Origin of the sequence: Microbacterium halotolerans (assembly GCF_003569805.1) — a bacterium.
Lineage (GTDB): Bacteria > Actinomycetota > Actinomycetes > Actinomycetales > Microbacteriaceae > Microbacterium > Microbacterium halotolerans.
In genome coordinates this window covers 1,491,890-1,513,803 of sequence record NZ_KZ984051.1, presented here as the reverse complement: position 1 = coordinate 1,513,803, position 21,914 = coordinate 1,491,890, and the positions used below count along the sequence as shown (strand labels likewise).

General features: G+C 67.7%; 19 protein-coding genes. 9 read left to right on the top strand and 10 right to left on the bottom strand.

What is annotated here, in order from left to right:
* The first annotated feature begins 6 nt into the window (after positions 1-6).
* A complete protein-coding gene (locus DZG09_RS06855) occupies positions 7-393 on the top strand; it encodes a winged helix-turn-helix transcriptional regulator (RefSeq protein WP_119696869.1) in 387 nt (128 codons plus the stop codon).
* Positions 394-428: 35 nt separating this feature from the next.
* On the opposite strand, the gene DZG09_RS06850 is transcribed toward DZG09_RS06855, so the two are convergent.
* Complete coding sequence (locus tag DZG09_RS06850; RefSeq protein WP_119696868.1) at positions 429-1,670, bottom strand: ROK family protein; 1,242 nt, start codon at positions 1,668-1,670, stop codon at positions 429-431.
* Positions 1,671-1,688: 18 nt separating this feature from the next.
* Complete coding sequence (gene mmsA / locus DZG09_RS06845) at positions 1,689-3,215, bottom strand: multiple monosaccharide ABC transporter ATP-binding protein (RefSeq protein WP_119696867.1); 1,527 nt, start codon at positions 3,213-3,215, stop codon at positions 1,689-1,691.
* A 208-nt stretch (positions 3,216-3,423) separates the two neighbouring features.
* Between mmsA (DZG09_RS06845) and chvE the strand changes: the two genes are divergently transcribed.
* The 3 genes from chvE (at position 3,424) to mmsB (ending at position 7,423) form a co-directional block, all read left to right on the top strand.
* The gene (gene chvE, locus DZG09_RS06840) at positions 3,424-4,557 is read left to right on the top strand and encodes a multiple monosaccharide ABC transporter substrate-binding protein (RefSeq protein ID WP_205529082.1); all 1,134 of its coding nucleotides are present in this window, start codon (positions 3,424-3,426) and stop codon (positions 4,555-4,557) included.
* 92 nt (positions 4,558-4,649) lie between these two features.
* Positions 4,650-6,203: a multiple monosaccharide ABC transporter ATP-binding protein gene (gene mmsA, locus DZG09_RS06835; RefSeq protein ID WP_119696865.1), complete on the top strand. Its 1,554-nt coding sequence runs from the start codon at positions 4,650-4,652 to the stop codon at positions 6,201-6,203.
* Positions 6,200-7,423 (top strand): multiple monosaccharide ABC transporter permease, encoded by a 1,224-nt coding sequence (mmsB, locus tag DZG09_RS06830; RefSeq protein WP_119696864.1) that lies wholly within the window; start codon positions 6,200-6,202, stop codon positions 7,421-7,423. Before mmsA (DZG09_RS06835) ends, mmsB begins: the two co-directional genes overlap by 4 nt.
* Positions 7,424-7,525: 102 nt before the next feature.
* Here mmsB and DZG09_RS06825 read toward each other — a convergent pair whose 3' ends face one another.
* The 7 genes from DZG09_RS06825 to DZG09_RS06795 form a co-directional block, all read right to left on the bottom strand.
* Positions 7,526-8,989 carry an aldehyde dehydrogenase family protein gene (locus DZG09_RS06825; protein ID WP_119696863.1) on the bottom strand — a complete coding sequence of 488 codons (1,464 nt, stop codon included), beginning with the start codon at positions 8,987-8,989 and terminating at the stop codon, positions 7,526-7,528.
* Between the two features lie 105 nt (positions 8,990-9,094).
* Positions 9,095-10,360: an ABC transporter substrate-binding protein gene (locus DZG09_RS06820; protein ID WP_119696862.1), complete on the bottom strand. Its 1,266-nt coding sequence runs from the start codon at positions 10,358-10,360 to the stop codon at positions 9,095-9,097.
* On the bottom strand, positions 10,357-11,409 hold the full coding sequence (locus DZG09_RS06815; protein WP_119696861.1) for a branched-chain amino acid ABC transporter permease: 1,053 nt from the start codon (positions 11,407-11,409) through the stop codon (positions 10,357-10,359). The genes DZG09_RS06820 and DZG09_RS06815 overlap by 4 nt, the downstream gene beginning before the upstream one ends.
* The gene (locus tag DZG09_RS06810; protein ID WP_119696860.1) at positions 11,406-12,287 is read right to left on the bottom strand and encodes a branched-chain amino acid ABC transporter permease; all 882 of its coding nucleotides are present in this window, start codon (positions 12,285-12,287) and stop codon (positions 11,406-11,408) included. The genes DZG09_RS06815 and DZG09_RS06810 overlap by 4 nt, the downstream gene beginning before the upstream one ends.
* Positions 12,284-13,003, bottom strand: a complete 720-nt coding sequence (locus DZG09_RS06805) for an ABC transporter ATP-binding protein (RefSeq protein ID WP_119696859.1) — start codon at positions 13,001-13,003, stop codon at positions 12,284-12,286. The genes DZG09_RS06810 and DZG09_RS06805 overlap by 4 nt, the downstream gene beginning before the upstream one ends.
* Positions 13,000-13,785 carry an ABC transporter ATP-binding protein gene (locus DZG09_RS06800; RefSeq protein WP_119696858.1) on the bottom strand — a complete coding sequence of 262 codons (786 nt, stop codon included), beginning with the start codon at positions 13,783-13,785 and terminating at the stop codon, positions 13,000-13,002. Before DZG09_RS06800 ends, DZG09_RS06805 begins: the two co-directional genes overlap by 4 nt.
* 138 nt (positions 13,786-13,923) lie before the next feature.
* Positions 13,924-14,388, bottom strand: a complete 465-nt coding sequence (locus DZG09_RS06795) for a MarR family winged helix-turn-helix transcriptional regulator (RefSeq protein WP_205529081.1) — start codon at positions 14,386-14,388, stop codon at positions 13,924-13,926.
* 197 nt (positions 14,389-14,585) lie between these two features.
* Here DZG09_RS06795 and DZG09_RS06790 point away from each other — a divergent pair, with 197 nt between their 5' ends.
* The 5 genes from DZG09_RS06790 (at position 14,586) to DZG09_RS06770 (ending at position 20,723) form a co-directional block, all read left to right on the top strand.
* Positions 14,586-15,062 carry a MaoC family dehydratase gene (locus DZG09_RS06790; protein ID WP_119696857.1) on the top strand — a complete coding sequence of 159 codons (477 nt, stop codon included), beginning with the start codon at positions 14,586-14,588 and terminating at the stop codon, positions 15,060-15,062.
* Entirely contained in the window at positions 15,059-15,955 is an 897-nt protein-coding gene (locus DZG09_RS06785; RefSeq protein WP_119696856.1) for an SDR family NAD(P)-dependent oxidoreductase, read from the top strand. Before DZG09_RS06790 ends, DZG09_RS06785 begins: the two co-directional genes overlap by 4 nt.
* Before the next feature lie 11 nt (positions 15,956-15,966).
* Entirely contained in the window at positions 15,967-17,553 is a 1,587-nt protein-coding gene (locus tag DZG09_RS06780; RefSeq protein WP_119696855.1) for an AMP-binding protein, read from the top strand.
* Between the two features lie 132 nt (positions 17,554-17,685).
* Positions 17,686-19,020 carry a phenylacetate--CoA ligase family protein gene (locus DZG09_RS06775; protein ID WP_119696854.1) on the top strand — a complete coding sequence of 445 codons (1,335 nt, stop codon included), beginning with the start codon at positions 17,686-17,688 and terminating at the stop codon, positions 19,018-19,020.
* Between the two features lie 353 nt (positions 19,021-19,373).
* Positions 19,374-20,723, top strand: a complete 1,350-nt coding sequence (locus tag DZG09_RS06770) for an aminomethyltransferase family protein (RefSeq protein ID WP_119696853.1) — start codon at positions 19,374-19,376, stop codon at positions 20,721-20,723.
* Between the two features lie 10 nt (positions 20,724-20,733).
* Here the strand turns inward: DZG09_RS06770 and DZG09_RS06765 are convergent, their stop codons facing one another.
* The gene (locus DZG09_RS06765) at positions 20,734-21,780 is read right to left on the bottom strand and encodes a homocysteine S-methyltransferase family protein (RefSeq protein ID WP_119696852.1); all 1,047 of its coding nucleotides are present in this window, start codon (positions 21,778-21,780) and stop codon (positions 20,734-20,736) included.
* Between the last annotated feature and the right edge of the window lie 134 nt (positions 21,781-21,914).

The window sequence follows — 21,914 nt, the reverse complement described above, 5'->3', positions numbered from 1 at the left end:
ATCCCTATGGAAACTATCGACGGAGTGCGGTTCGATGTTCTGAGCTTGGACTGCCCCTCACGACCTGTCCTGCAGCGCATCGGCGACAAGTGGACGACGCTGGTGTTCATGATCCTCAAGGAAGGCCCGCGGCGGTTCTCCGTCATCCGGTCATCTGTCCAGGGGGTGACGCCCAAGGTTCTCACGCAGACGCTCCGCGCCCTGGAACGAGACGGTCTCGTCAACAGGCAGATCTATGCCGAGGTGCCGCCGCGCGTCGAGTACTCCCTTACCGACCTGGGTGTCAGTCTTCTCGGTCCGCTGGAAACTGTGCGGACGTGGGCAGAGCGCAATGCGGCGTCGATCCTCTCCGCTCGTGAAGACTATGACACCGGCACGGACGACCCGACTTGAGCGGAGAGTGCTGAACAAGATGCAGACACTGCTTTTCAGGCGCGCCGCGGTGCGAGGCCGGCCGGGTCGGCGAGCAGCGGAGCGAAGGCCATCTCAGCGGGAGCCAGCTGCATCAGGCGGGAGCGCATGTGCGCGCGTTCGAGGCGGACATGACGTCCCTCGGCGCCGACCGGGTCGACGTGCACCGCACGGGAGAGCCGTTCGCGGCTGGCCGCCAGCAGCACACCGAGGTAGCCGGACAGGATGACGGCCTCCGGGGCGAATGCGTTGACGAAGTTCGTCAGCGCCAACGACAGCACGTCGACCTGGCGCTCGAGCTCCGCCGTGATCGCGGGGTCGCGCGCGACGCCGAGCTCGATGTCGAGCTCGTCCTCGTCGAGCTTGCGGCGCCCGAGCAGCTCGAGCAGCGGTGCGGGGTTCACCTCGGCCGACAGGCATCCGCGGCGCCCGCAGGCGCATCGCGCCCCGCGCGGGTCGACGACCGTGTGCCCCAGTTCGCCCGCAAAACCCGACGTGCCCCGCAGCAGCGTGCGGTCGAAGACGAGGCCGCCCCCGATCCCGTGCACGCCGCCTCCCAGATACAGCAGGTTATCGGCATCGCGTCCCACCCCGAAGCGCGCCTCAGCCATGGCGCCGACGCTGGCGTCGTTCCCCGCGGTCACGTGAATGCCCAGTGCACGCTCGAGCCGGGTCGCGATCGCCTCCCGTCGCCACCCGAGCGGCGGGGCGACCACCACGGTGCCCGTCTCGTCGACGAGCCCCGGCACGGCGAGCCCTGCACCCACCAGTCGGTAATGTCGGTCGATGTCTGCCCGCATGCCGTCGACGAGGGAGCGGGCGATCTGAACGAAGCGGCGGGGAGTCGGCGGGCTCGACAGGTCGTGCCGCACGCGGGAGTGCACGGCGCCGCCCAGCCCCACGAGGGCGACCGAGACGGCGTCGGGCTCGACACGGATGCCGAGCGCGACCACCGCGTCGTCGGCCGCGACGCCGAGAGACGGCCGACCGACACGACCCGTCGGCGCCGTCTCCGCCTCGCGGGTCACGCCGAGATCGAGCAGCTCGGTCACCAGTGCCGTGATCGTCGATCGGTTCAGCCCTGTCGCGGCCCCGATGTGCGAGCGTGAGAGCGCGCCCCGCACGTGCACCAGGCGGAGCACGGCCGAGAGGTTCTGCTGTCTGACTTCCTCGTTCGTCGTGCGCGTGCCCGTGGTGCGCGGCGGAGCCCCGGCCCACGATGCCGTCCCGCGATCGCGCGCCGATTCCACCTCATCCATCGTCGTCAACGCTACCCATCACAATCCGGCGGTCATGCAGCGCATGAGCAGTTCCTGGGTCGCATCCTCCCTGGCGACCTCTGCCGTGATGCGTCCTTCCGCGATCGTATAGATGCGATCCGAGAGTCCGATGACCTCCGGCAGCTCGGAGGAGATGACGATGACCGCCTTCCCCTGCGCTGCGAGCTCGTTGATGATGCCGTAGATCTCGTACTTCGCACCCACGTCGATGCCGCGCGTCGGTTCATCGAGGATGAGCACATCCGGGTTCGTGAACATCCACTTCGACAGCACGACCTTCTGCTGGTTGCCGCCGGAGAGGCCGCCCGTCACAGACGCGACGCTGGGCGCCTTGATGTTCAGCTTGTACCGATACGCGTCCGCCACCTTGTGCTCACGGAAGCGGTCGACGATGCCGGCCCTGGCGAGGCGCGACAGCGCGGCGGAGGAGACGTTCGCCCTGATGTCGCCGATCAGGTTGAGCCCGTACTGCTTGCGGTCCTCCGTCGCATACGCGATCCCGTGCCCGATGGCCTGCTCCACGGTGCGCAGCTCGATCCGTCGCCCGCGTTTGAACGCCGATCCGGTGATGTGCGAGCCGTACGAGCGCCCGAAGATGCTCATGGCGAGTTCGGTGCGCCCCGCCCCCATCAGGCCGGCGAGCCCGATGATCTCCCCCGCCCGCACGGAGAGGCTCACCTCATCGACGATGACCCGCTCTCGATCTGCCGGATGGCGAACGCTCCAGTTCTCGACGCGGAACATCTCCTCTCCGATATCCGGATCGCGGGGAGGGAAGAGACTGTCGAGGTCGCGCCCCACCATGGCCCGGATGATCCTGCCCTCGTCCGTGGCCGGATCGTCGCGCCGCATCGTCTCGATCGTCCTGCCGTCGCGGATCACCGTGATCCGGTCGGCGACGCGGAGCACCTCGCGCAGCTTGTGCGAGATGACGATGCAGGTGATGCCCTGCGCTCGCAGCTGCTCGATCAGGCCCAGCAGCCGTTCGGAGTCCGAGTCGTTCAGCGCGGCGGTCGGCTCATCGAGGATGAGCAGCTTCACATCCTTCGCGAGCGCCTTGGCGATCTCCACGAGCTGCTGCTTGCCGACGCCCAGATCGCCGACCCTGCTCGACGTGTTCTCGTCGAGGCCGACGCGTTCCATGACCTCGGCGGCTCGCGCGTTCGTACGGCGCCAGTCGATCAGGCCACGGCGGGAGATCTCGTTGCCGAGATGGATGTTCTCGGCGATCGTGAGGTTCGGGACCAGGGCGAGCTCCTGGTGGATGATGGCGATGCCGTGGCTCTCGCTGTCGCTGACAGAGCGGAACGCGACGTCGCGGCCGTCCAGCCGGATGCTCCCATCGAAGGACCCCGTCGCGTGCACACCGGAGAGCACATTCATCAGAGTCGACTTGCCCGCGCCGTTCTCGCCGCAGATGGCGTGCACCTCGCCGGGCATCACGTCGATCGACACGTCCGACAGCGCCGTGACGCCGTGGAAGCGCTTCGTGATCCCCGACATGCGCAGGATGGGATCCACCATATGTGCTGAGCCGCGTTCCTCTCTGAGCCGCCTGACGTCACCGTATGTTACGCGAAAGTAATTTGTCCATAGGGTCATCAATATGTAATGTGCCATGCAGCGGTTCCGCAGCACGGCTGCATGACCACTGAGCATGAAGCGCTCCGATCCACGGATAGGAGCGCTCCCACTTTCGACGAAGAGAGACACAGCAATGAAGCGAACTGGCATGCGTTTGATCGCCATCACCGGCGCCGTCGCCCTGGGCATCGGCCTGGCCGGGTGCGCGAGCGACGACTCGGGCTCCGGCGACGGAGACGGCGCGGCAGAGGACATCACCGTCGGCGTGGCGATGCCGACGGAGACGAGCGAGCGTTGGATCGCCGACGGCGAGGCCGTCGAGTCGCAGCTGGAGGACGCCGGCTACGAGGTCGACCTCCAGTTCGCAAACGACGACATCCCGCGTCAGCAGCAGCAGATCGACCAGATGATCACGAACGGCGCGGACATCCTGATCGTCGCCTCGATCGACGGCACGGCGCTGGCGACCCAGCTCGAGAACGCCGCGAGCAAGGGCATCCCCGTGGTCGCCTATGACCGCCTCATCAACGGCACCGAGAACGTCGACTTCTACGTCACCTTCGACAACTACACGGTCGGCGTTCAGCAGGCCCAGTCGCTGCTGCGCGGCCTCGGCTACCTCGACGAGAACAACGAGGAGACCGGGCTCGACGAGGAGAAGATCATCGAGCTGTTCGCCGGTTCGCCCGACGACAACAACACCGGCTTCTTCTATCAGGGAGCGATGGACACGCTGCAGCCGTTCCTCGACGACGGACGACTGACGGTGCCGTCCGGCCAGATCGACATGGACACCATCTCCACCCTGCGTTGGGACCAGGCCACGGCGCAGAAGCGCATGGAGGATCTGCTCACGAGCACCTACAACGGCGGCTCCGACCCGCTCGACGGTGTGCTCTCGCCCTACGACGGCATCTCGCGTGGCATCATCACGGCGCTCGAGAACGCCGGCTACGGCTCCACGATCGAAGAGGGTCTGCCGGTCCTGTCCGGCCAGGACGCCGAGATCGCATCGGTCAAGCTGATCGACGACGGCGTGCAGTACGCGACGATCTTCAAGGACACGCGCAAGCTCGCATCGCAGGCCGTCGATGCCGCCACGGCGTTCGCCGAGGGCGAGGAGCCTGAGGCCAACGACACCGAGTCGTACGACAACGGCGTCAAGGTCGTGCCGTCCTTCCTGCTCGAGTCGGACATCGTCGTCGCCGACAACATCGGCGAACTGCTGGTCGACTCCGGCTACTGGTCCGAGGAAGAGATCGAGGCGGGCGTCGCTGAGTAATTACGCGCGCTGAGCACTGGCGGGGTCGTCGCACGCGGCGACCCCGCCAGTGCGGCCCGAATCGATTCTGCCAACGAATGACAGGAGCAGCGATGTCTGACGCGATCCTCGAGATGCGCAACATCACCAAGAACTTTCCCGGCGTCAAGGTTCTCAAGGACGTGAGCCTCAGCGTCGAACGAGGCGAGATCCACGCGATCTGCGGCGAGAACGGCGCGGGAAAATCAACCCTCATGAAGGTGCTCTCGGGTGTGTACCCGCACGGCACGTTCGACGGCCAGATCGTCTTCGACGGCGGCGCGCAGAGGTTCGGCGCCATCAAGGACTCCGAGCGCGCTGGCATCGTCATCATCCATCAGGAGCTCGCACTCGTGCCGGCCCTGTCGGTGACGGAGAACCTGTTCCTCGGCAACGAGATCGTGCGCGGCGGGCTCATCGACTGGCACGAGGCCAACGCCGAGGCGGCGAAGCTGCTGGAGCGGGTCGGCCTGCACGAGAACCCGACGACCCCGATCGGTCAGCTCGGCGTCGGCAAGCAGCAGCTCGTCGAGATCGCGAAGGCGCTCACGAAGGACGTGAAGCTGCTGATCCTCGACGAGCCGACGGCCGCACTCAACGACAACGACTCCGAGCATCTGCTCGGCCTGCTGCGCGACCTGCGCGAGCAGGGCATCACGTGCATCATCATCAGTCACAAGCTCGGTGAGATCGTCGACATCGCCGACTCGACGACGATCATCCGCGACGGCGAGACGATCGAGACGATCGATATGCACGGTCCGGATGCGACGCAGGACCGGATCATCCAGGGCATGGTCGGGCGCGCGCTCGAGAGCCGCTTCCCCGAGCGCACCCCGAAGATCGGCGAGGAGATCTTCCGCGTCGAGAACTGGCACGTCTCGCATCCCACCCAACCGGGGCGCATCGTCGTCGACGACGCCTCGATCTCGGTGCGTGCAGGCGAGATCGTCGGCATCGCCGGTCTGATGGGCGCCGGACGCACCGAGTTCATGATGAGCGTCTTCGGCCGCAGCTACGGACGCGACACGTCAGGGAAGGTGTTCCTGCACGGCAAGGAGATCTCGACGCGCACGGTAAAGGACGCGATCGCGAACAGGATCGCGTACGTTTCGGAGGACCGTAAGACGTACGGGCTGAACCTGATCAGCGACATCAAGACGAACGTCTCATCGTCGGCGCTCGGCAAGCTCTCGACCGCATCGGTCTTCGTCAACGGCAACGAGGAGATCAAGATCGCGGAGCAGTACCGCCGCGATCTGAACATCAAGTCTCCGACGGTCGCGCAGGTGGTGGGCAACCTCTCCGGCGGGAACCAGCAGAAGGTCGTGCTGTCGAAGTGGCTGTACACCGACCCCGACGTGCTCATCCTCGACGAGCCCACCCGCGGCATCGACGTGGGGGCGAAGTACGAGATCTACGAGATCATCGGCGCGCTCGCGGCCGCAGGCAAGGCGGTCATCGTCGTCTCGAGCGAGCTGCCAGAGCTGCTCGGGCTGTCCGACCGCATCTACTCTCTCGCCTACGGGCGCATCACGGGCCAGCTTCCCGCCACCGAGGCGACGCAGGAGAAGCTGATGGGCCTCATGACAATCGAAAGCACTTCCGCGAAGGAGACCGCAGCATGAACAACGTGCTGACTGAGGCCAAGAACCTCCTCACTCACAACCTACGTACGTCCGGCATCTACATCGCGTTCGTCGCGATCATCGTGCTGTTCACTGTGCTGACGAACGGCACGCTGCTCAGCCCGGAGAACGTGACCAACATCGTGCTGCAGAACGCGCACATCCTGATCATGGCGCTCGGCATGATCCTCGTGATCGTGGGCGGTCACATCGACCTGTCGGTCGGCTCTGTGCTCGCGTTCGCGTCGGCTGTGTCAGCCGTGCTCGTCATCCGGATGGGCCTGCCGTGGTGGGTCGGCGTCATCGCCGCGATCATCACGGGCATCGTCGTCGGGGTGTGGCAGGGGTTCTGGGTCGCCTTCGTCGGGATCCCGGCGTTCATCGTGACCCTCGCCGGCATGCTGCTGTTCCGCGGCCTGACCTGGCTCGTGCTCGACAACGTGTCGCTGTCGCCGTTCCCGCACGCCTATCGAGAGGTCGCGAGCGGGTTCGTCGATCCGGTCTTCGGCGAGATCGTGGTCGGCCAGGGCGAGGGTCTGAAATCCGTTGCGCAGACCGTCGACGTGTTCACGCTGCTGATCGGCGTGTTCGCGGTCACGGGTGTGATCGTCAGCGCGTGGCGCAGTCGCCGCACCCGTCTCGGCTACAACCAGCCCGTCGAGTCGATGACCCTGTTCATCCTGAAGATCGTGTCGGTCTCGGTCGTGCTGCTCGCCTTCGCGTGGGCGCTCGCCTACAACCGCGGATTCCCGCTCGTGCTGATCATCGTGGCCGTGCTCATCCTGGTGTACCAGGTGGTCACGAACCGCACGGTGTTCGGGCGCCACGTCTACTCCGTCGGCGGCAATCTGTCTGCGGCGCGCCTGTCGGGTGTGAACGTCAAGAGCGTCAACTTCTGGATCTTCGTGAACATGGGGATGCTCACCGGCATCGCCGCGGCGGTGTTCTCGTCGCGATCCAACGGTGCGCAGCCCGGTATGGGCAACATGTTCGAGCTCGATGTGATCGCGGCCTGCTTCATCGGCGGTGCGTCCACCATGGGCGGCGTGGGCCGTGTCGGCGGTGCTCTCGTCGGCGGTCTGGTCATGGCTGTCATGACCAACGGTATGCAGCTGATGGGCGTGCCCCAGTCGGCCCAGCAGATCATCAAGGGCCTCGTGCTGCTGCTCGCGGTGGCCTTCGACATCTACAACAAGCGTCGCGCCGGCGCCACGCGCTGACGTGTGCCCGCCTCGCTGCTCAGGTACGGTGAATTGCCGCTTGAACGCCGTTTCAGCGGCACGTTCCCGCACCTGAGCAGCGTCGAGGCGGGCTGGGTGGAGCTACTCCTCCAGCCCGATCAGGACCGACTTCGTGCGGGTGTAGGAGGCGAGGGCCTCCGGGCCGTTCTCGCGGCCCCATCCGGAGTCCTTCACTCCGCCGAACGGCATCGATGCGTCGAGCATCGCCCAGCCGTTCACCCATACGATGCCGGCCTCGAGCCGCGCTGAGACACGGTGGGCGCGGCTGATGTCGGTGGTCTGCACGCCGGAGGCGAGCCCGTATGCCGTTCCGTTCGCGAGTGCGATCGCCTCTTCCTCGGTGTCGAAGGGCTGCACGGTCAGCACCGGACCGAACACCTCCTCGCGCACCGCGAGGGCGTTCTGATCGAGGCCCGAGATCACGGTCGGAGGATAGTAGTAGCCGCCGTCGAGCTCGATGCGCTCCCCACCGGTGACGATCTCGCCGCCGGATGCGACGGCATCCCGCACCATCTCTTCGACGCGTCTGAGCTGGTCGGCACTCGCCAGCGGTCCGATCACCGTCTCGGGGTCGCTCGGTCTGCCGAGCGGCACGTTCCCGACCGCGTCGCGAAGGATCCCCACGACCGTGTCATGGATCGAACGCTCCACGAGCAGGCGGGGCCCTGCCATGCAGAACTGCCCGGTGTTGAACACGAACGCGTTGATCACCGCGCCGATGGCCTTGTCGAGATCCGCGTCGGCGAACACGATGTTCGCCGCGTTGCCGCCGAGCTCCGCCACAACCGGCTTCAGGTGCTCCCCCGCGTTCCTGGCGACGATCCGGCCCACCTTCGTCGACCCCGTGAACACGACCATGTCGACATCCGAGTGCGTCACCAGCGCGTCGCCCAGTTCGGGGCCCGCACCGGTGACCACGTTGTACACCCCGTCGGGAACTCCCGCATCGCGGAGGATCTCCGCCATCAGCAGGGCGCTCAGCGGGGTCTGCGGTGCTGGTTTGTGCACGATCGTGTTCCCCGCGGCGAGCGCCGGCGCGATCTTCGAGCTCGACAGGATGATCGGGAAGTTGAACGGCGTGATCGCCCCGACGACACCGCGCGGTTCGGTGCGCGTGTATGCGAAGGCGGGGGCCGGCACGTCGCGGGTGGCGCCGTCGAGCTGCTGTGCGAGTGCCGCGTAGTACTCGAACGAGTCGGCCGTATTGTTCACATCGACAGCGCGGGCGAGGGAGATCGGCTTGCCGACGTCGATGCTCTCGGCTGCGGCGAGCTCCTCGCTGCGCTCGCGCATGCCTGCCGCGATCCGCAGCAGCACCCGCGAGCGCTCACGCGCGGGGATACGCGACCACGCGCCATCGTCGAACGCCTTCCGCGCCGCGGCCACTGCCGCCTCGACATCCGCCGCTGCGCCGTCGGCGACCCGAATGACGACCTCTCCGGTCGACGGATCGATCACGTCCATCCGGCCGCCGTTCACCGCGTCGCACCATCGCCCTCCGATCCACAGTCGAGGTGTGATCTCGGGCAACTCGATCCCTGCCATGATTCTCCTTGTTCATCTCAGTGCATCGCCGCTCAGGTGCGACGAATCGCCCCTATTGCTGCGTCGAAGCGGCAGTTCGCCGCACGTGAGCGGCGGGGCACGGACTCAGCCGAGGTCGGCCGTCGTCCAGTCGTCGTCGGCGGGTTCCCACTTGCGCACGGCGAGGTCGGCGATCGGCGGGCTGCCGAAGTCGCCGCCGTCGAAGGTGAGGTCGTCGTGCATCAGCGAGATCTCATCCGTCTGCAGGCCCGCGATCGCCTCCATGAACGACTCACGCGTCGGCTCCTGGGTGGCCTCCAGCGCCTTCGTCAGAGTGTCGGCCATCGCCCATCCGAAGATCGTGTTGATGTAGCACGCCTCCACGTCCGGTGAGTACTCCGCCATGGCGTCCAGGTAGTTCTGCACGTCTTCGTCGCCCTCATCGGCGGGCGAGCACGGCCACTTGGTGAAGGCGCCGGAGTAGAGGTCGGGCAGGTAGTCGCCCGCGCTCGCCTCGCGTACGACATCCGGCGCCGCGGAGACGATCGGGAGGTAGGTGACCGGCGACCACTGCAGGTCGCCGAGCTTCTCGAGCACGGCCGTCTGTGCCGACGGCACGTTCACGCCGGAGAAGAAGGCGTCGGCCTCGCTGGCGGCCAGCGCCGATACCTGGCTGTCGTAGACCGTGTCCGTCGAGCTGAATGACGCCTGATCGACGAGCTCGACCTGCGAGCCCTCGATGGCCGAGGTCAGCCCCTCCAGGTAGGCCTCGCCCTGGTCGTCGTTCTGCGCGAGGAAGGCGACCGTCATCGGCTCGTCCAACGAGACGAGGTACTCGCCGAAGGTGGCCGCCTCGTTCTGATAGGTGGGCCACCATCCCAGGGTGTACGGGTTCGCCTCGCGGTCCTCGCTGAAGGCGGCGGCGCCGGTGCCGAGGAAGACCTGCGGCACCTCGAGATCATTGGCGGTCGGCATCACAGCGAGGTTCGACGCGGTGCCGAACATTCCGTAGGTGGCGAACACCTGGTCCTGATCGACCAGACGCTGGAAGTTCTGAACGAGCCTGGAGGGGTCGTATGCGTCGTCGTAGTAGACGAACTCCACCTCGCGCGTCTTGCCGTCACCCATCGTCACGCCGCCGTCGGTGTTGAGCGCGTCGACGTAGGCCTGCATCGACGCCAGCTGCGTCTCGCCGTTGCGCGAGAGCGGTCCGGAAAGGGGAAGGCTGGAGCCGATCCTGATGGTGTCGTCGGTGATTCCGGGCGAGGCGGTGACCGTTCCCTGGCCCTCGCCCTCTCCTGTCGACGGCGGCCGGGAGCAGGCCGACAGGACCAGACCGGCGATGCCGACTGCGGCGATCCCGGTGATGAGGCGACTGGTCGCGGTGTTCATTGTTGTCCTCCATGGTGCATATGGACGGGTTCGGGTGACTCCTTCGGCGGGAGCGGCGCCCGCACGCGCTCGGCGGCTGCGGTCGCCTCCCCGGTGCGTCGTCGTCGCGCGATGAGGCGCGGCAGCAGTGCCAGCCCTCCGGCGATTCCGCCGGGTACGAAGAGCACGACCAGGACGAGCACGATGCCGTAGATCAGCGCCGACTGCTCGGGGCTGACCGAACCGGCGATCGTCGGAACGTACACGTAGAACAGGGCGCCGATCACGGGCCCCACCAGGCTGCGCATCCCCCCGATGACCAGCGATGCCAGCAGGGTGATCCCCAGCAGGAAGCCCAAGGTGTCGGGCGAGACGTACTGGCTGTTGTACACGAACAGGAACCCGCCTGCGCCGCCGAACGAGGCGGAGATCGCGAAGGCGAGGATCTTGTATCGGCGGATCGGCACGCCCATGGACGCACCGACCACTTCATTCGTGCGCACCAGCGCGAGCGCCCTGCCCATCTTGCCCTTGACCATGTTGCGCGCCACGAGGAACAGCAGCGCCGCAACGATGACGGTCACGTAGAAGCCCCACTGGTCGCGCGCAAGCCCCGACCACGCCGGCGCCTCGCCGATGTCGGCGCGCAGGCCGCGCGTAGCACCGGTGAGCGACTTGAGCCGGATGGCGATCGGCACGGCGATGAGAGAGAGGGCGAGTGTGATCAGTGCCAGGGAGTGACCGTGCAGCTTCACAACGGGGAAGGCGACGATGAGGCCGAGGAGCCCGGGGATCAGGCAGGCCGCCACGAAGGCGACCGCCGCGGGCACTCCGAGGTTCGCGAAAATGGCGGCGGAGTAGGCGCCGAGCCCGAAGAAGGCCGCCTGCGCGAGGGAGATCTGGCCCGCGTGCCCTGTCACGATGCTCAGCCCGAGGAGGGCGACGGCGTAGGCGGCGGCGAGCGAGAGCTGCAGCGTGGCATACGGCGAGGCGTTCAGCGGGAAGAGCAGCAGGCCAACCGCGACGACGGCACCGACGGCCCACTTGGTGATCACGACTGACCGATTCATACGCGCACCAGTTCCTTCGTTCCGAACAGGCCCTGGGGCCGGAAGACCAGGATGATCGCCATCAGCACGAGCGGAACGACGATCTTCAGGTCCGTTCCGACGACCGGGACGTACGTCGCCGCGAGATTCTCCACGACGCCGATCGCCAGAGCCGCCACCACGGCGCCGAGCGGACTGTTCAGTCCGCCGAGGATGGCGGCCGAGAGTGCGTAGATCAGGACGGTGTCCATCATGGTGGGGCTCAGGAACACGCGCGGCGCGATCAGGCAGGCGGCCAGGGTCCCGAACGCCGCGGCCATTCCCCACCCGACCATCAGAAGCTGACCGGTGGGGATGCCCAGAAGCGAGCTCGACTCGCGGTTGTCGGCGACGCACCGCATCACCAGGCCGAACCGGGTCCGCATGAAGACGTACTGCATCAGCAGCACGACGACGGCCAGGATCGCCAGGTTCCCGATGCTCTCGAACGTGACGGCCACCCCGGCGATCCGTACGACTCCCTCAGGGAACATCGAGGGGAACTGCTTCGCACCGTGGCCCCAGATGAGGCTGATGATGCCGGTCAGCGCAATGAGCATGCCGACAGTGATGACGATCAGCGTGAGGGGATGCTTGCCGTACAGCCGACGGACCACGAACCTCTCTGTGGCGGCGCCGAACGGCACGGAGACGACGACCGCGATGAGGACCGCAGCCCCCACCGGCACCCCGATGCTCCACATCGTCCATGCGAGGTACGCGCCGAAGGCGCCCATGGTCCCCTGGGAGAAGTTCACAACGCCCGTCGACTGGTGAACGAGCACGAGCGCGAGCGCCAGTGCCGCGTAGATGGACCCTGTCGCGAGACCGTCCATCACCTGCTGCAGTGCCGCGGTCATTCCCCGCCTCCCAGATATGCGCGTCGGATGGCGTCCTGCGCCGAGAGCTCTGCAGGAGTTCCGGCCGCCGCGACGCGTCCGTTCTCGAGAACGATCACGTCGTCGGCCATGTCGAGGACCAGCGCGGGGTTCTGCTCGACGATCAGCATCGCCACGCCCGTCTCGCGCCGCAGCGTCGAGATCGTCTCGAACACCTCGCCGGTGACCTTCGGCGCCAGGCCGAGTGACGGCTCGTCGAGCAGCACGAGCCGCGGCGCCCCCATCAGCGCCCTGGCGATGGCGAGCATCTGCTGCTCGCCGCCGGAGAGGCTGCCGCCCTTCTGCTTGCCCCGCTCGGCGAGGCGGGGAAACAGCTCGAGGTAGAAGTCCAGGTCCTTCCTGACCTGGGTGCGGTCCCTGCGCAGAGCGGCGCCTGCGTCGAGGTTCTCGCGCACGGTGAGCCCGGTCAGCGTGCCTCGCCCCTGCGGCACGTGCGCGATGCCGAGGCGGGCGACCCTGTCGGCGCGCATGTGAGTGAGATCGCGGCCGTCGAACTGGATCGTGCCTCGACGCCCGACCATGCCGCAGATGGCCCGCAGGGTCGTGGTCTTCCCCGCACCGTTGGCGCCGAGCAGCGTTGTGACGCCACCCTCGTCCACCCGCAGGGAGACGCCGTGCAGCACCCGGTTCCCTCCCGCGTACGAGGCGTGCACGTCGGCCAGTTCCAGGAGCGTCATACGGCCTGCCCCAAGTACGCCTTGATCACCGCGGGGTCCCTCTGCGCCTCCGCGGCCGGCGCGGTGATGATGTTGTTCCCCTCGACGAGGATGTCGACCATGTCGGTGATGTCGCCGACGAAGCCGAGGTGGTGCTCGACGAGCAGGATCGTCATCCCCCATTCGTCCCTGAGCGACCGGATGCACTGCGCCAGCTCGTCGATCTCCTGATGTGAGAGCCCGCCGGCCGGTTCGTCGAGGAGCAGCAGCTTCGGTCGCGACACGACGGCGCGCGCGAGCTCGACGAGCTTCTGGTTGCCGTAGGGCAGCGATCCGGGCGTCTCGTCCGCCTGGTCGGCGAGGCCGGTCCACGCCAGCAGGTCCATCGCCTGGGTGCGCACGCGCTTCTCATCCCGTCTCACCCCCGGCAGGCGGAGCGCGCCGCTGAAGAATCCCCCCGCCATGTGGCTCTGCGCCCCGACCATCACGTTCTCCAGCACGGTCAGGTGCTGGTCGAGCGTCGGGTGCTGGAACGTGCGCGAGAGACCGAGGCCCGAGAGCTGATGCGCCGGATGGGCGAGAAGCTCATCGCCGGACAGCGCGATGCTCCCCCGCTGCGGGCGGTACAGCCCGCTGATGCAGTTGAACAGCGACGTCTTGCCCGCGCCGTTGGGACCGAGCAGCCCGTGGATCGTACCGGCGTGCACGTCGAGCGCGACGTCGGAGAGCACTCGCAGCCCTCCGAAGGACAGTTCGACGTCGCGAACGCGCAACAACGGCTCCGTTCCGGCTTCAGTCGACATCTGGAGCTCCCTCGCTCACGTGCGTCTCATCCGGTGTCCGACGCTGGATCCGGATGTCTTTCAGCTAAACTGATACTGGGTACTGTGACACCTCCGCCGAGACGTGTCAATCGCCGCAGCAGAATGCGCCCGTGTTCGTTACTCGAACGTGCGGCGGCATCGCCGCAGCAGTTCCACGAGCTGGTCCCGCTCCGCATCGTCGAGGTCGGCGACCATGTGCTCTTCGAGCGCCGCGATGTGCGGATCGACCTCCTCGAGCTTGCGCGCCCCGGCTTCCGTCAGGAAGAGCAGACGGCGGCGGGCGTGCGCCGGGTCTGTCTCGCGACGCACGAACCCCGCCTCCAGCATCGGATCGAGCGTCACGGCCATCGTCTGCGCGCGGACGAAGGACCTTCTGGCGAGCTCAGAGCTCGTCAGCCCAGGGCGGCGCACGAGCACCGAGAGCGCCGTGTACTGCGCCGATGTGAGGCCGCTCGCCCTGCAGGCGTCGACGAGCCTGCGGCGCAGCGCGAGCTCCAGCTGCTTGATCACGTAGGAGAAGCCGCGGAACTCCCCCGGCCTCTCCACAGTGATCGCCCCGTGTGCACCCATCGTCTCGTCCATCACGCCTCCTCATCCGCCAGGACGCGGCTCGCCCCGCTTGCGCATCTTCGCATCCGACAGCCGATCATCCGGATGCCGACCCGTGACATCCGGCAGCATCTTCGCTACCGTGGCTTTCGATTTCAGTTTCGCTGAAATCACGGATCACTGTCGATACCACGCCGCGCATCGGTGCGCGGCCGATCACGGAGGCACCAATGGCCGAGCCCTCAGACGCCCCGCCCACGCTGACCACCGCCGTCGAGAACCTGCCGGACATCGTCGGGAAGGTGTTCGGCCCATCCGGATGGCGGGAGGTGACGCAGGAGGAGGTCGACCTGTTCGCGAAGGTCACGGGCGACCACAATCCGATTCACGTGGACCCGGCTGCCGCCGCGAAGACGCCGTACGGCACCACGATCGCGCACGGACTGCTGACGCTGTCGCTCGTCGTGCCGATGATGGCCGAGGTGTTCGAGGTCACCGGCGCATCGATGGGGGTCAACTACGGCTTGAACCGATTGCGCTTCCCCTCGCCCGTTCCCACGGGTTCGCGCCTGCGCGTGACCGGTGAGGTCGCAAGCGTCGACGAGGTCGCCGGCGGCTATCAGATCGTCACGCCGATCACGTGGGAGATCGAGGGCGGCTCCAAACCGGTCTGCGTCGCCGAGCTCGTGCTGAGGTACTACCGATGAGCGCCGTCACGATGAAGGACAGAGTCGCCATCGTCACGGGAGCCGGCCGCAGCTTGGGCCGCTCCTACGCACTCGCTCTCGCCGAGGCAGGCGCCGCGGTCGTCGTCAACGACGTCGACGCCGACTCCGCGGGCGCCGTCGTCGCCGAGATCGAGCGGGCCGGCGGTCGCGCGACGGCCGTGATCGCGCCGGTCGGCCCTGCCGAGACCGCCGATCAGCTGGTCTCCGCCGCGATGGAGACCTACGGCCGTCTCGACGCACTCGTCGCCAACGCCGGTGTGCTGCGCGATCGTGTGCTGTGGAAGATGTCGGACGACGAATTCGACCTGGTCGTGAACACGCACCTGCGCGGGAGCTTCACCTGCGGCCGCGCCGCGGCGACGGCGATGAAGGAGCAGGGCGAGGGAGGCCGGATCATCCTGATCGGCTCGCCCGCCGGTCAGTTCGGCAGCTTCGGGCAGACCAACTACGCCAGCGTCAAGGCCGGCTTGGTGGCGATGGCGCGCACCTGGTCGCTCGAGTTGGCGCGCGCGGGGATCACCGCCAATGCGGTGGTGCCGACGGCGCTGAGCCCGATGACGGCGACGATCCCCGCGTACGCCGAGCTGTACGAGCGCTTCGTCGCCGGCGAGGAGATCCCGTCGGAGTTCCGCCACGACCACGCCCTCGGCTCCCCGGATGACGTGGCCCCGCTGATCGTGTGGCTCGCGTCGGAGGCGTCGCAGGACGTCACGGGTCAGGCCATCGGGATCGGCGGCGACCGCCTCACCCTGTACGCGCACCCGACCGCGCTCGATGCCGCGTACAGTGACGGAGGCTGGACGGCCGACGGCATCGACGACGCGTGGCGCGCGCAGTTCGCCTCGCAGGCGCAGGTTTCGGGACCGCAGTAGGGCGGTGCCGGATGAAGCTCAACTACGCAGAGATCTGGCGGGCTGTCGCCGAGCGCTTCGGCGAGCGCACCGCCGTCGTCACGAGCGACGGCTCGCTGACGTACGCCGAGCTGCTCGACCGGGCCGGCCGGCTCGCAGCTCTGTTCCGTGCCCACGACATCCGGCCAGGCGAGCGCGTGATGCTGTTCATGCACAACCGTGCCGAGCACCTGGTCGCACTGTTCGCCTCGTATATGACGGGCATCACACCCGTGCCGGTGAACTTCCGCTACCGCGAGCGGGAGCTGGGCGAACTGATCGACGACTGCGACGCGGTCGCACTGGTGTTCGTCGCCTCGCTCGCTCCCGTCGTCGACCGGCTCGATGCCCCGGGCATCCGGCTCCGGCTGCGTGTGGACGACGAGGACAGGCCGGGCGAGCTCTTCGAGGGGGAGCTGCCGTTCGACGCGCTCGAGGACTTCGAACCGGATCTGCCTGAGCACGCTCCCGAATCCGGTGAGCTGTTCCTGTACACGGGAGGCACGACGGGGCGCCCGAAGGCTGTCGTGTGGAGCGTCGCCGAGCTATTCGACGTGCAGATGTACTCCATCTTCGGCACGATCGGGGTCGACGATCCAAGCTCGCTCGATGAGATCATCCGGATCGTCTCAGACCCGGCCACGCCGATTCCGGTGACGATGCCGCTGGCGCCGATGATGCACGGCACCGCGCTGTTCACGTCGATGAACGCCCTCGTGCTCGGCGGCACCATCGTGCTGCTGCCGAAGGCGAGCCTCGACGTCGATGCGGCGGTCGCGCTCATCCGGCAGCACGGCGTGACCAGGCTGATCGTGGCGGGCGACGCGATCGCGGCGCCGATCGCCGATGCCGCTGAACGTGCGGGCGGCGGGCTCGATTCGCTCGAATCCGCGATCAGCTCCGGCATGCGGTTCACCGACGAGGTCAAGTCCCGTCTGCACGCGCTGACGAACATGACCATCACCGACCTGCTCGCCTCCACCGAGGGCGGCCCGTATGCCGTCGCCGTCTCGCGCAGCGCCGACGACCTGCCTGCGAGGCTGCATCTGTTCCCCGGTGCGGTCGTGCTCGACGACGACGACCGAGAGGTGCAGGACGTGCCCGGCGCGCGCGGAGTGCTGGCCTTCCGCGGCACGCTTCCGAAGCGGTACCACGGCGACGAGGCCAAGACCGCCGAGACGTTCAAGGTCATCGGCGGCCGACGCCACGTGGTCGCCGGCGACCTCGTCGAGGTCAACGCCGACGGCACGATCGATCTGCTCGGCCGAGGCAGCGCTGTGGTCAACACCGGCGGCGAGAAGGTGTTCCCCGCCGAGGTCGAAGAGGCACTGCTGACGCATCCGGACGTCGACGACGCCGTGGTGTTCGGTATGCCGGACGAGCGGTTCGGCGAGGTGGTGGCTGCCGTCGTCGCCACGGGTGCGAGCGATCTCACGTCGGAGGCGCTGCAGGAGCACTGCGCCGCCCTGATCGCCGGCTACAAGAAGCCGCGCCTGATCTCGATTCGCATCTCCCTCGAGCGCAGCCCGAGCGGCAAGGTCGACATGCGCCGCATGAAAGCGGAGCTGGCTGAAGCCTGATCGCTCCCGAACGCCGCCGGTGCACCGTCGCACCGGCGGCGTTCCTTCTGTCACACGGAATCGGACGTGAGCGGCGGCTGCCGTCGCGGGGATAGTGAACGCACACACCGTGTTGAAGAGAAGCGAGAAGAGATGACAACCGCGCTGTTCCACCCCGACGTCGACACCCGTCCGTGGGGTCGGCTCCGCGAGCAGCAGCTCGCCGACATCGCGCCTCTGCTGGCCAGGCTGCGCGGTGCGGACGCGTGGCGCGAGAAGCTCGCCGGGGCTCCGGAGCGTGCGGCACACGAGAACGACCTGCTCGAGATTCCGTTCACCACCAAGGCGGACCTGCGCGGGGCCCAGGCGGAGACCACGGCGCAGCAGCCTCTGGGCACGCTGCAGGTCGCCGACACCGTCGACCTGCGCCAGATCACGAGCTCGTCCGGCACGACGGGAACCCCCGTGTTCTTCGGCCTCACCGAATACGACCTCGAGCGCTGGCGTCGGCTGATCGGCAACGCGTATCGCACCGCCGGTGTGCGGCCGGGCACACGGGTGGCGCATACGACGGGTATGGCGATCGTCGCCGGCGGCCTCCCCTATGCGGACGGCATCAGGGAAGCAGGAGGAGCGCTGGCGTGGATCGGCGGTCAGACCGTGCCGCGCATGGCGGTCGCGATGCAGCGCACCCACGCCGACGTGCTGGTGGCGACGGCATCGTTCTCCGCGCACTTCGCGAAGCGCTGCGAGGACGAGCTGAACATGCCCGCGACCGCGCTCGGGGTGCACACGGTGATCGCCGGCGGCGAGCCCGGCGTCGGCGTGCCGCACATCCGGCAGGGCATTCTCGATGCGTGGGGCGCGACCCGCGTGAGCGAGTTCATGGGCCTCGGCGATGTGCTGCCCGCGATGTGGGCGGAGTGCGAGCAGGGCGACGGCATGCACTTCACCGCGTCCCCTGACGTGCTCGTCGAGCTGATCGACCCGACCACCGGCGCGCACGTGCCGTGGGAACCCGGGGCGACCGGCGAGGCCGTCTACACGACGCTGACGCGTGAGGCCAGCCCCGTACTGCGGTTCCGCTCGCGCGACCAGATGCAGGTGCAGACCGTCGACTGCGCATGCGGACGCACCTCACCGACCGTGCGCTGCGTCGGACGCACCGATGACATGCTGATCTTCAAGGCGATGAATGTGTACCCCTCAGCGATCCGCGAGGTGGTGCTCGCCACCGCCAGCGCCCATCTGACGGGCACCATGCGCATCCGCAAGGACACGGCGGACCAGGTGCGCTTCGACGACCCGATTCCGCTGGAGGTGGAGCTGCGCCCCGGCACAGCGCACGACGTGGCGCAGCGCGCCCTCGACGAGGCCGCAGAGCAGGTGCGCCAGCAGCTGCGCGTGCGGATCAGCATCGAACCGCGATCGCCCGGCGTCATCCCCGTCAGCGACTACAAGAACGCTCTCACCTACGTCGCAGGCTGAGCCAGGAGCCAGGGCCGCATCTCGGAGGAGGCGGAGGGCAGCGGCGTCCGGACGCTGGCATCGGGTTCGGCGGGAGCGCGCGAAGCGCGCGGGGGAATGTCGTCCGGACGCCGCTGTCCGCTGCCCGTCAGCAACCACGAAGCCCTGCCCTGAGACGCGGGCGAACCGGCCTGATTCTGCCGCATCTCGGAGATCTTGCCGCGGCTCGGAACCCGCCTCGGGAAGCGGAGTGCGGGGCGCCCGGACCGAATGAGGAATGCAGACGCCTCCATTAGCACTGCTGATCCGGATCGCCCCACCGGATGTCCGTTGCTGGCTAGCGTGGATCTCATCCGTTGAACGAAGGAGTTCCCATGACCGAGTCGCTCGCAGACGCCATCGCCGCCGCAGGCGGGCCCGTCGCACTGCTGCGCAACGCGCAGGCCGCGCCCACCGTGTTCCCCGTCCGATCGGAGTTCAGCAACTGGCGCTCGGAGCAGCGCGCGTGGCGCGAGTCCGTCGCGCTGCTCGACCAGTCGCACCATATGACGGACCTCTTCATCTCGGGCCCCGACGCACTGCGCCTGCTCACCCGTGTCGGTGTGAACAGCTTCGCGAGGTTCTCCGCCGGCCGCGCCAAGCAGTTCATCGCCGTCAACCACGAGGGCTTCCTCATCGGCGACGCCATCCTGTTCCACCTCGACGATGGCGAGTTCGACTTGGTCGGGCACCCGATGGTGATCGACTGGGTGCAGTTCCACGGCGAGAAGGGCGGATATGACGTCAGCTTCGAACGCGACGGCAATTCGATCGTGCGCGAGGGTGATCCGAAGCTGTATCGCTACGAGCTGCAGGGCCCGAACGCCCTCGCGCTGATGGAGAAGGTCACCGGCGCTCCTGTTCCCGAGACGCGGTTCTTCCGCATGGCCGACTTCACCATCGCCGGTCACCACGTGCGCTCACTGCGTCACGGCATGGCTGGTCAGCCGGGCTTCGAGCTGTTCGGGCCATGGAGTGAGGGCGATGCCGTGCGCGAGGCGATCGTCGACGCTGGTGAGGAGTTCGGCCTCGTGCTGGTCGGCTCGAAAGCCTATTCGTCGGCGAACCTCGAGTCGGCATGGGTGCCCTCTCCCCTGCCCGCGATCTTCACCGGTGCGCAGACCGACGAGTACCGGGCGTGGCTGCCGGCACGATCGGCCGGCTCGCTCGCCGGCAGCCTGTCATCGGAGAACGTCGAGGACTACTACGTCACCCCGTACGACCTCGATTACGGCCGCAGCGTCGCATTCGACCACGACTTCATCGGCCGCGAAGCACTCGAGAAGATCGCCGAGAACCCCGCCCGCCGCAAGGTGACGCTGGTGTGGAATGCGGATGACGTGGTCGCCGCTCAGCGGTCGATGCTCGAGGAGGGAACGCCGGCCAAGTACATCGATCTCCCCAAGGCCCGCTACGGCCTGTACCAGGTCGATCGCGTGCTGCGCGACGGCGCCGACATCGGCATCTCGCACGATGCCGGCTACATCACCAACGAACAGGCCTTCGTCTCGCTCGCGAGCCTCGAGACGGCGCACGCGGAACCGGGCACCGAGGTCACCATCGTCTGGGGCGAAGACCCCGTCTCGAGCAAGCCAGCCGTCGAACCCCACCGCCAGGTGCAGATCCGCGCCACCGTCGAACCCGCTCCTTACTCTCGCTTCGCCCGCGAGAACTACCGCCGCTGATTCGACCGGCTCAGGCGCTCGCGCCGAGGCCCTTGATGTGCTCAGGCAGACGCTCGTTGCTGCCGTACATGAAGTGGTTGCTCATGTTCTCGCTGTACCTGCTCGCGGCGGGCGTGCGGCCGGCGGCTTCGGCGACCTCGCGGATGTGCACGGGCGACGCACCGCAGCACACACCGATGAACCGGATGTCGTCGGCCAGCGCCTTCTCGGCGAAGTCGCGGATCTCGTAGCGGTTCGCGTACAGGGGGTCCAGCGCCGTGGGGAAGGTGCGCCCGTGCGGCGACGGCACCGACGCCGCCACGTCCGAGAGGTTGAAGAACGTCGGCTCCGCCTCGGTCGTGCGGTACGGCACCGGCAGCGCGCCGACGTGCACCGACACGGCCTCACGGATGCGGCGGATCCACGGCAGCAGCGTCTCCGGCCCGCGGAAGCAGTTCAGCCCGACCACGTCGGCCCCGCCCTGCTCGAGCCGCTGGGCCGTCTCGACGATGCCGATGCCGTCCATCAGCTCGTTCGCCGCCATCGGCGCGAGCATCGACACGACGGGCAGACCGCTCGCCTTCGCCACCTCGAGCGCGAGCTCCGCCTCGCCCGCGTAGTAGAAGGTCTCGGCGATGATGATGTCCGCGCCCTCCTCGACGGCCCAGCCCACCATCTCCTCGAACATGCCGCGCACATCGCGCTGCGCACCGCTGTCGTTCGGGTCCCAGATGTTCGTGTTCGAGATGTTGCCCGCGACGAGGTTGCCCGGCACCCGGTCGGCGACCTCGCGGGCGATCCGCAGCGCCTGACGATTCAGCGGCTCCAGCAGTTCCTCCTTGCCGATCACCCGCATCTTCTCGCGGTGCCCGTTGTAGGTGAACGCCTCGACGATGTCACTGCCCGCACGCTGGAAATCGATGTGCAGGCTGCGCAGGGCATCCGGCTCCTCGAGCGCCACCTCCGGGACGAACTCGCCCGCGGTCAGGTACCCGCGCCGCTCGAGTTCGAACAGGAACCCCTCGGCGCACACGACGGGTCCGGCGTCGAGCCGACTGGTCAGGACATCACTGCTCATGTTTCGCACCCTTCTCGTTCGCGGCTGGCATGCCGCGCGGGAACAAACGTAGGCGCCAGCGCACCGGCCGTGTGCGCACGTGACGCACCGTGACTTCACGTGACGCATCGTTACGCGCCGGAGACGAACGATGA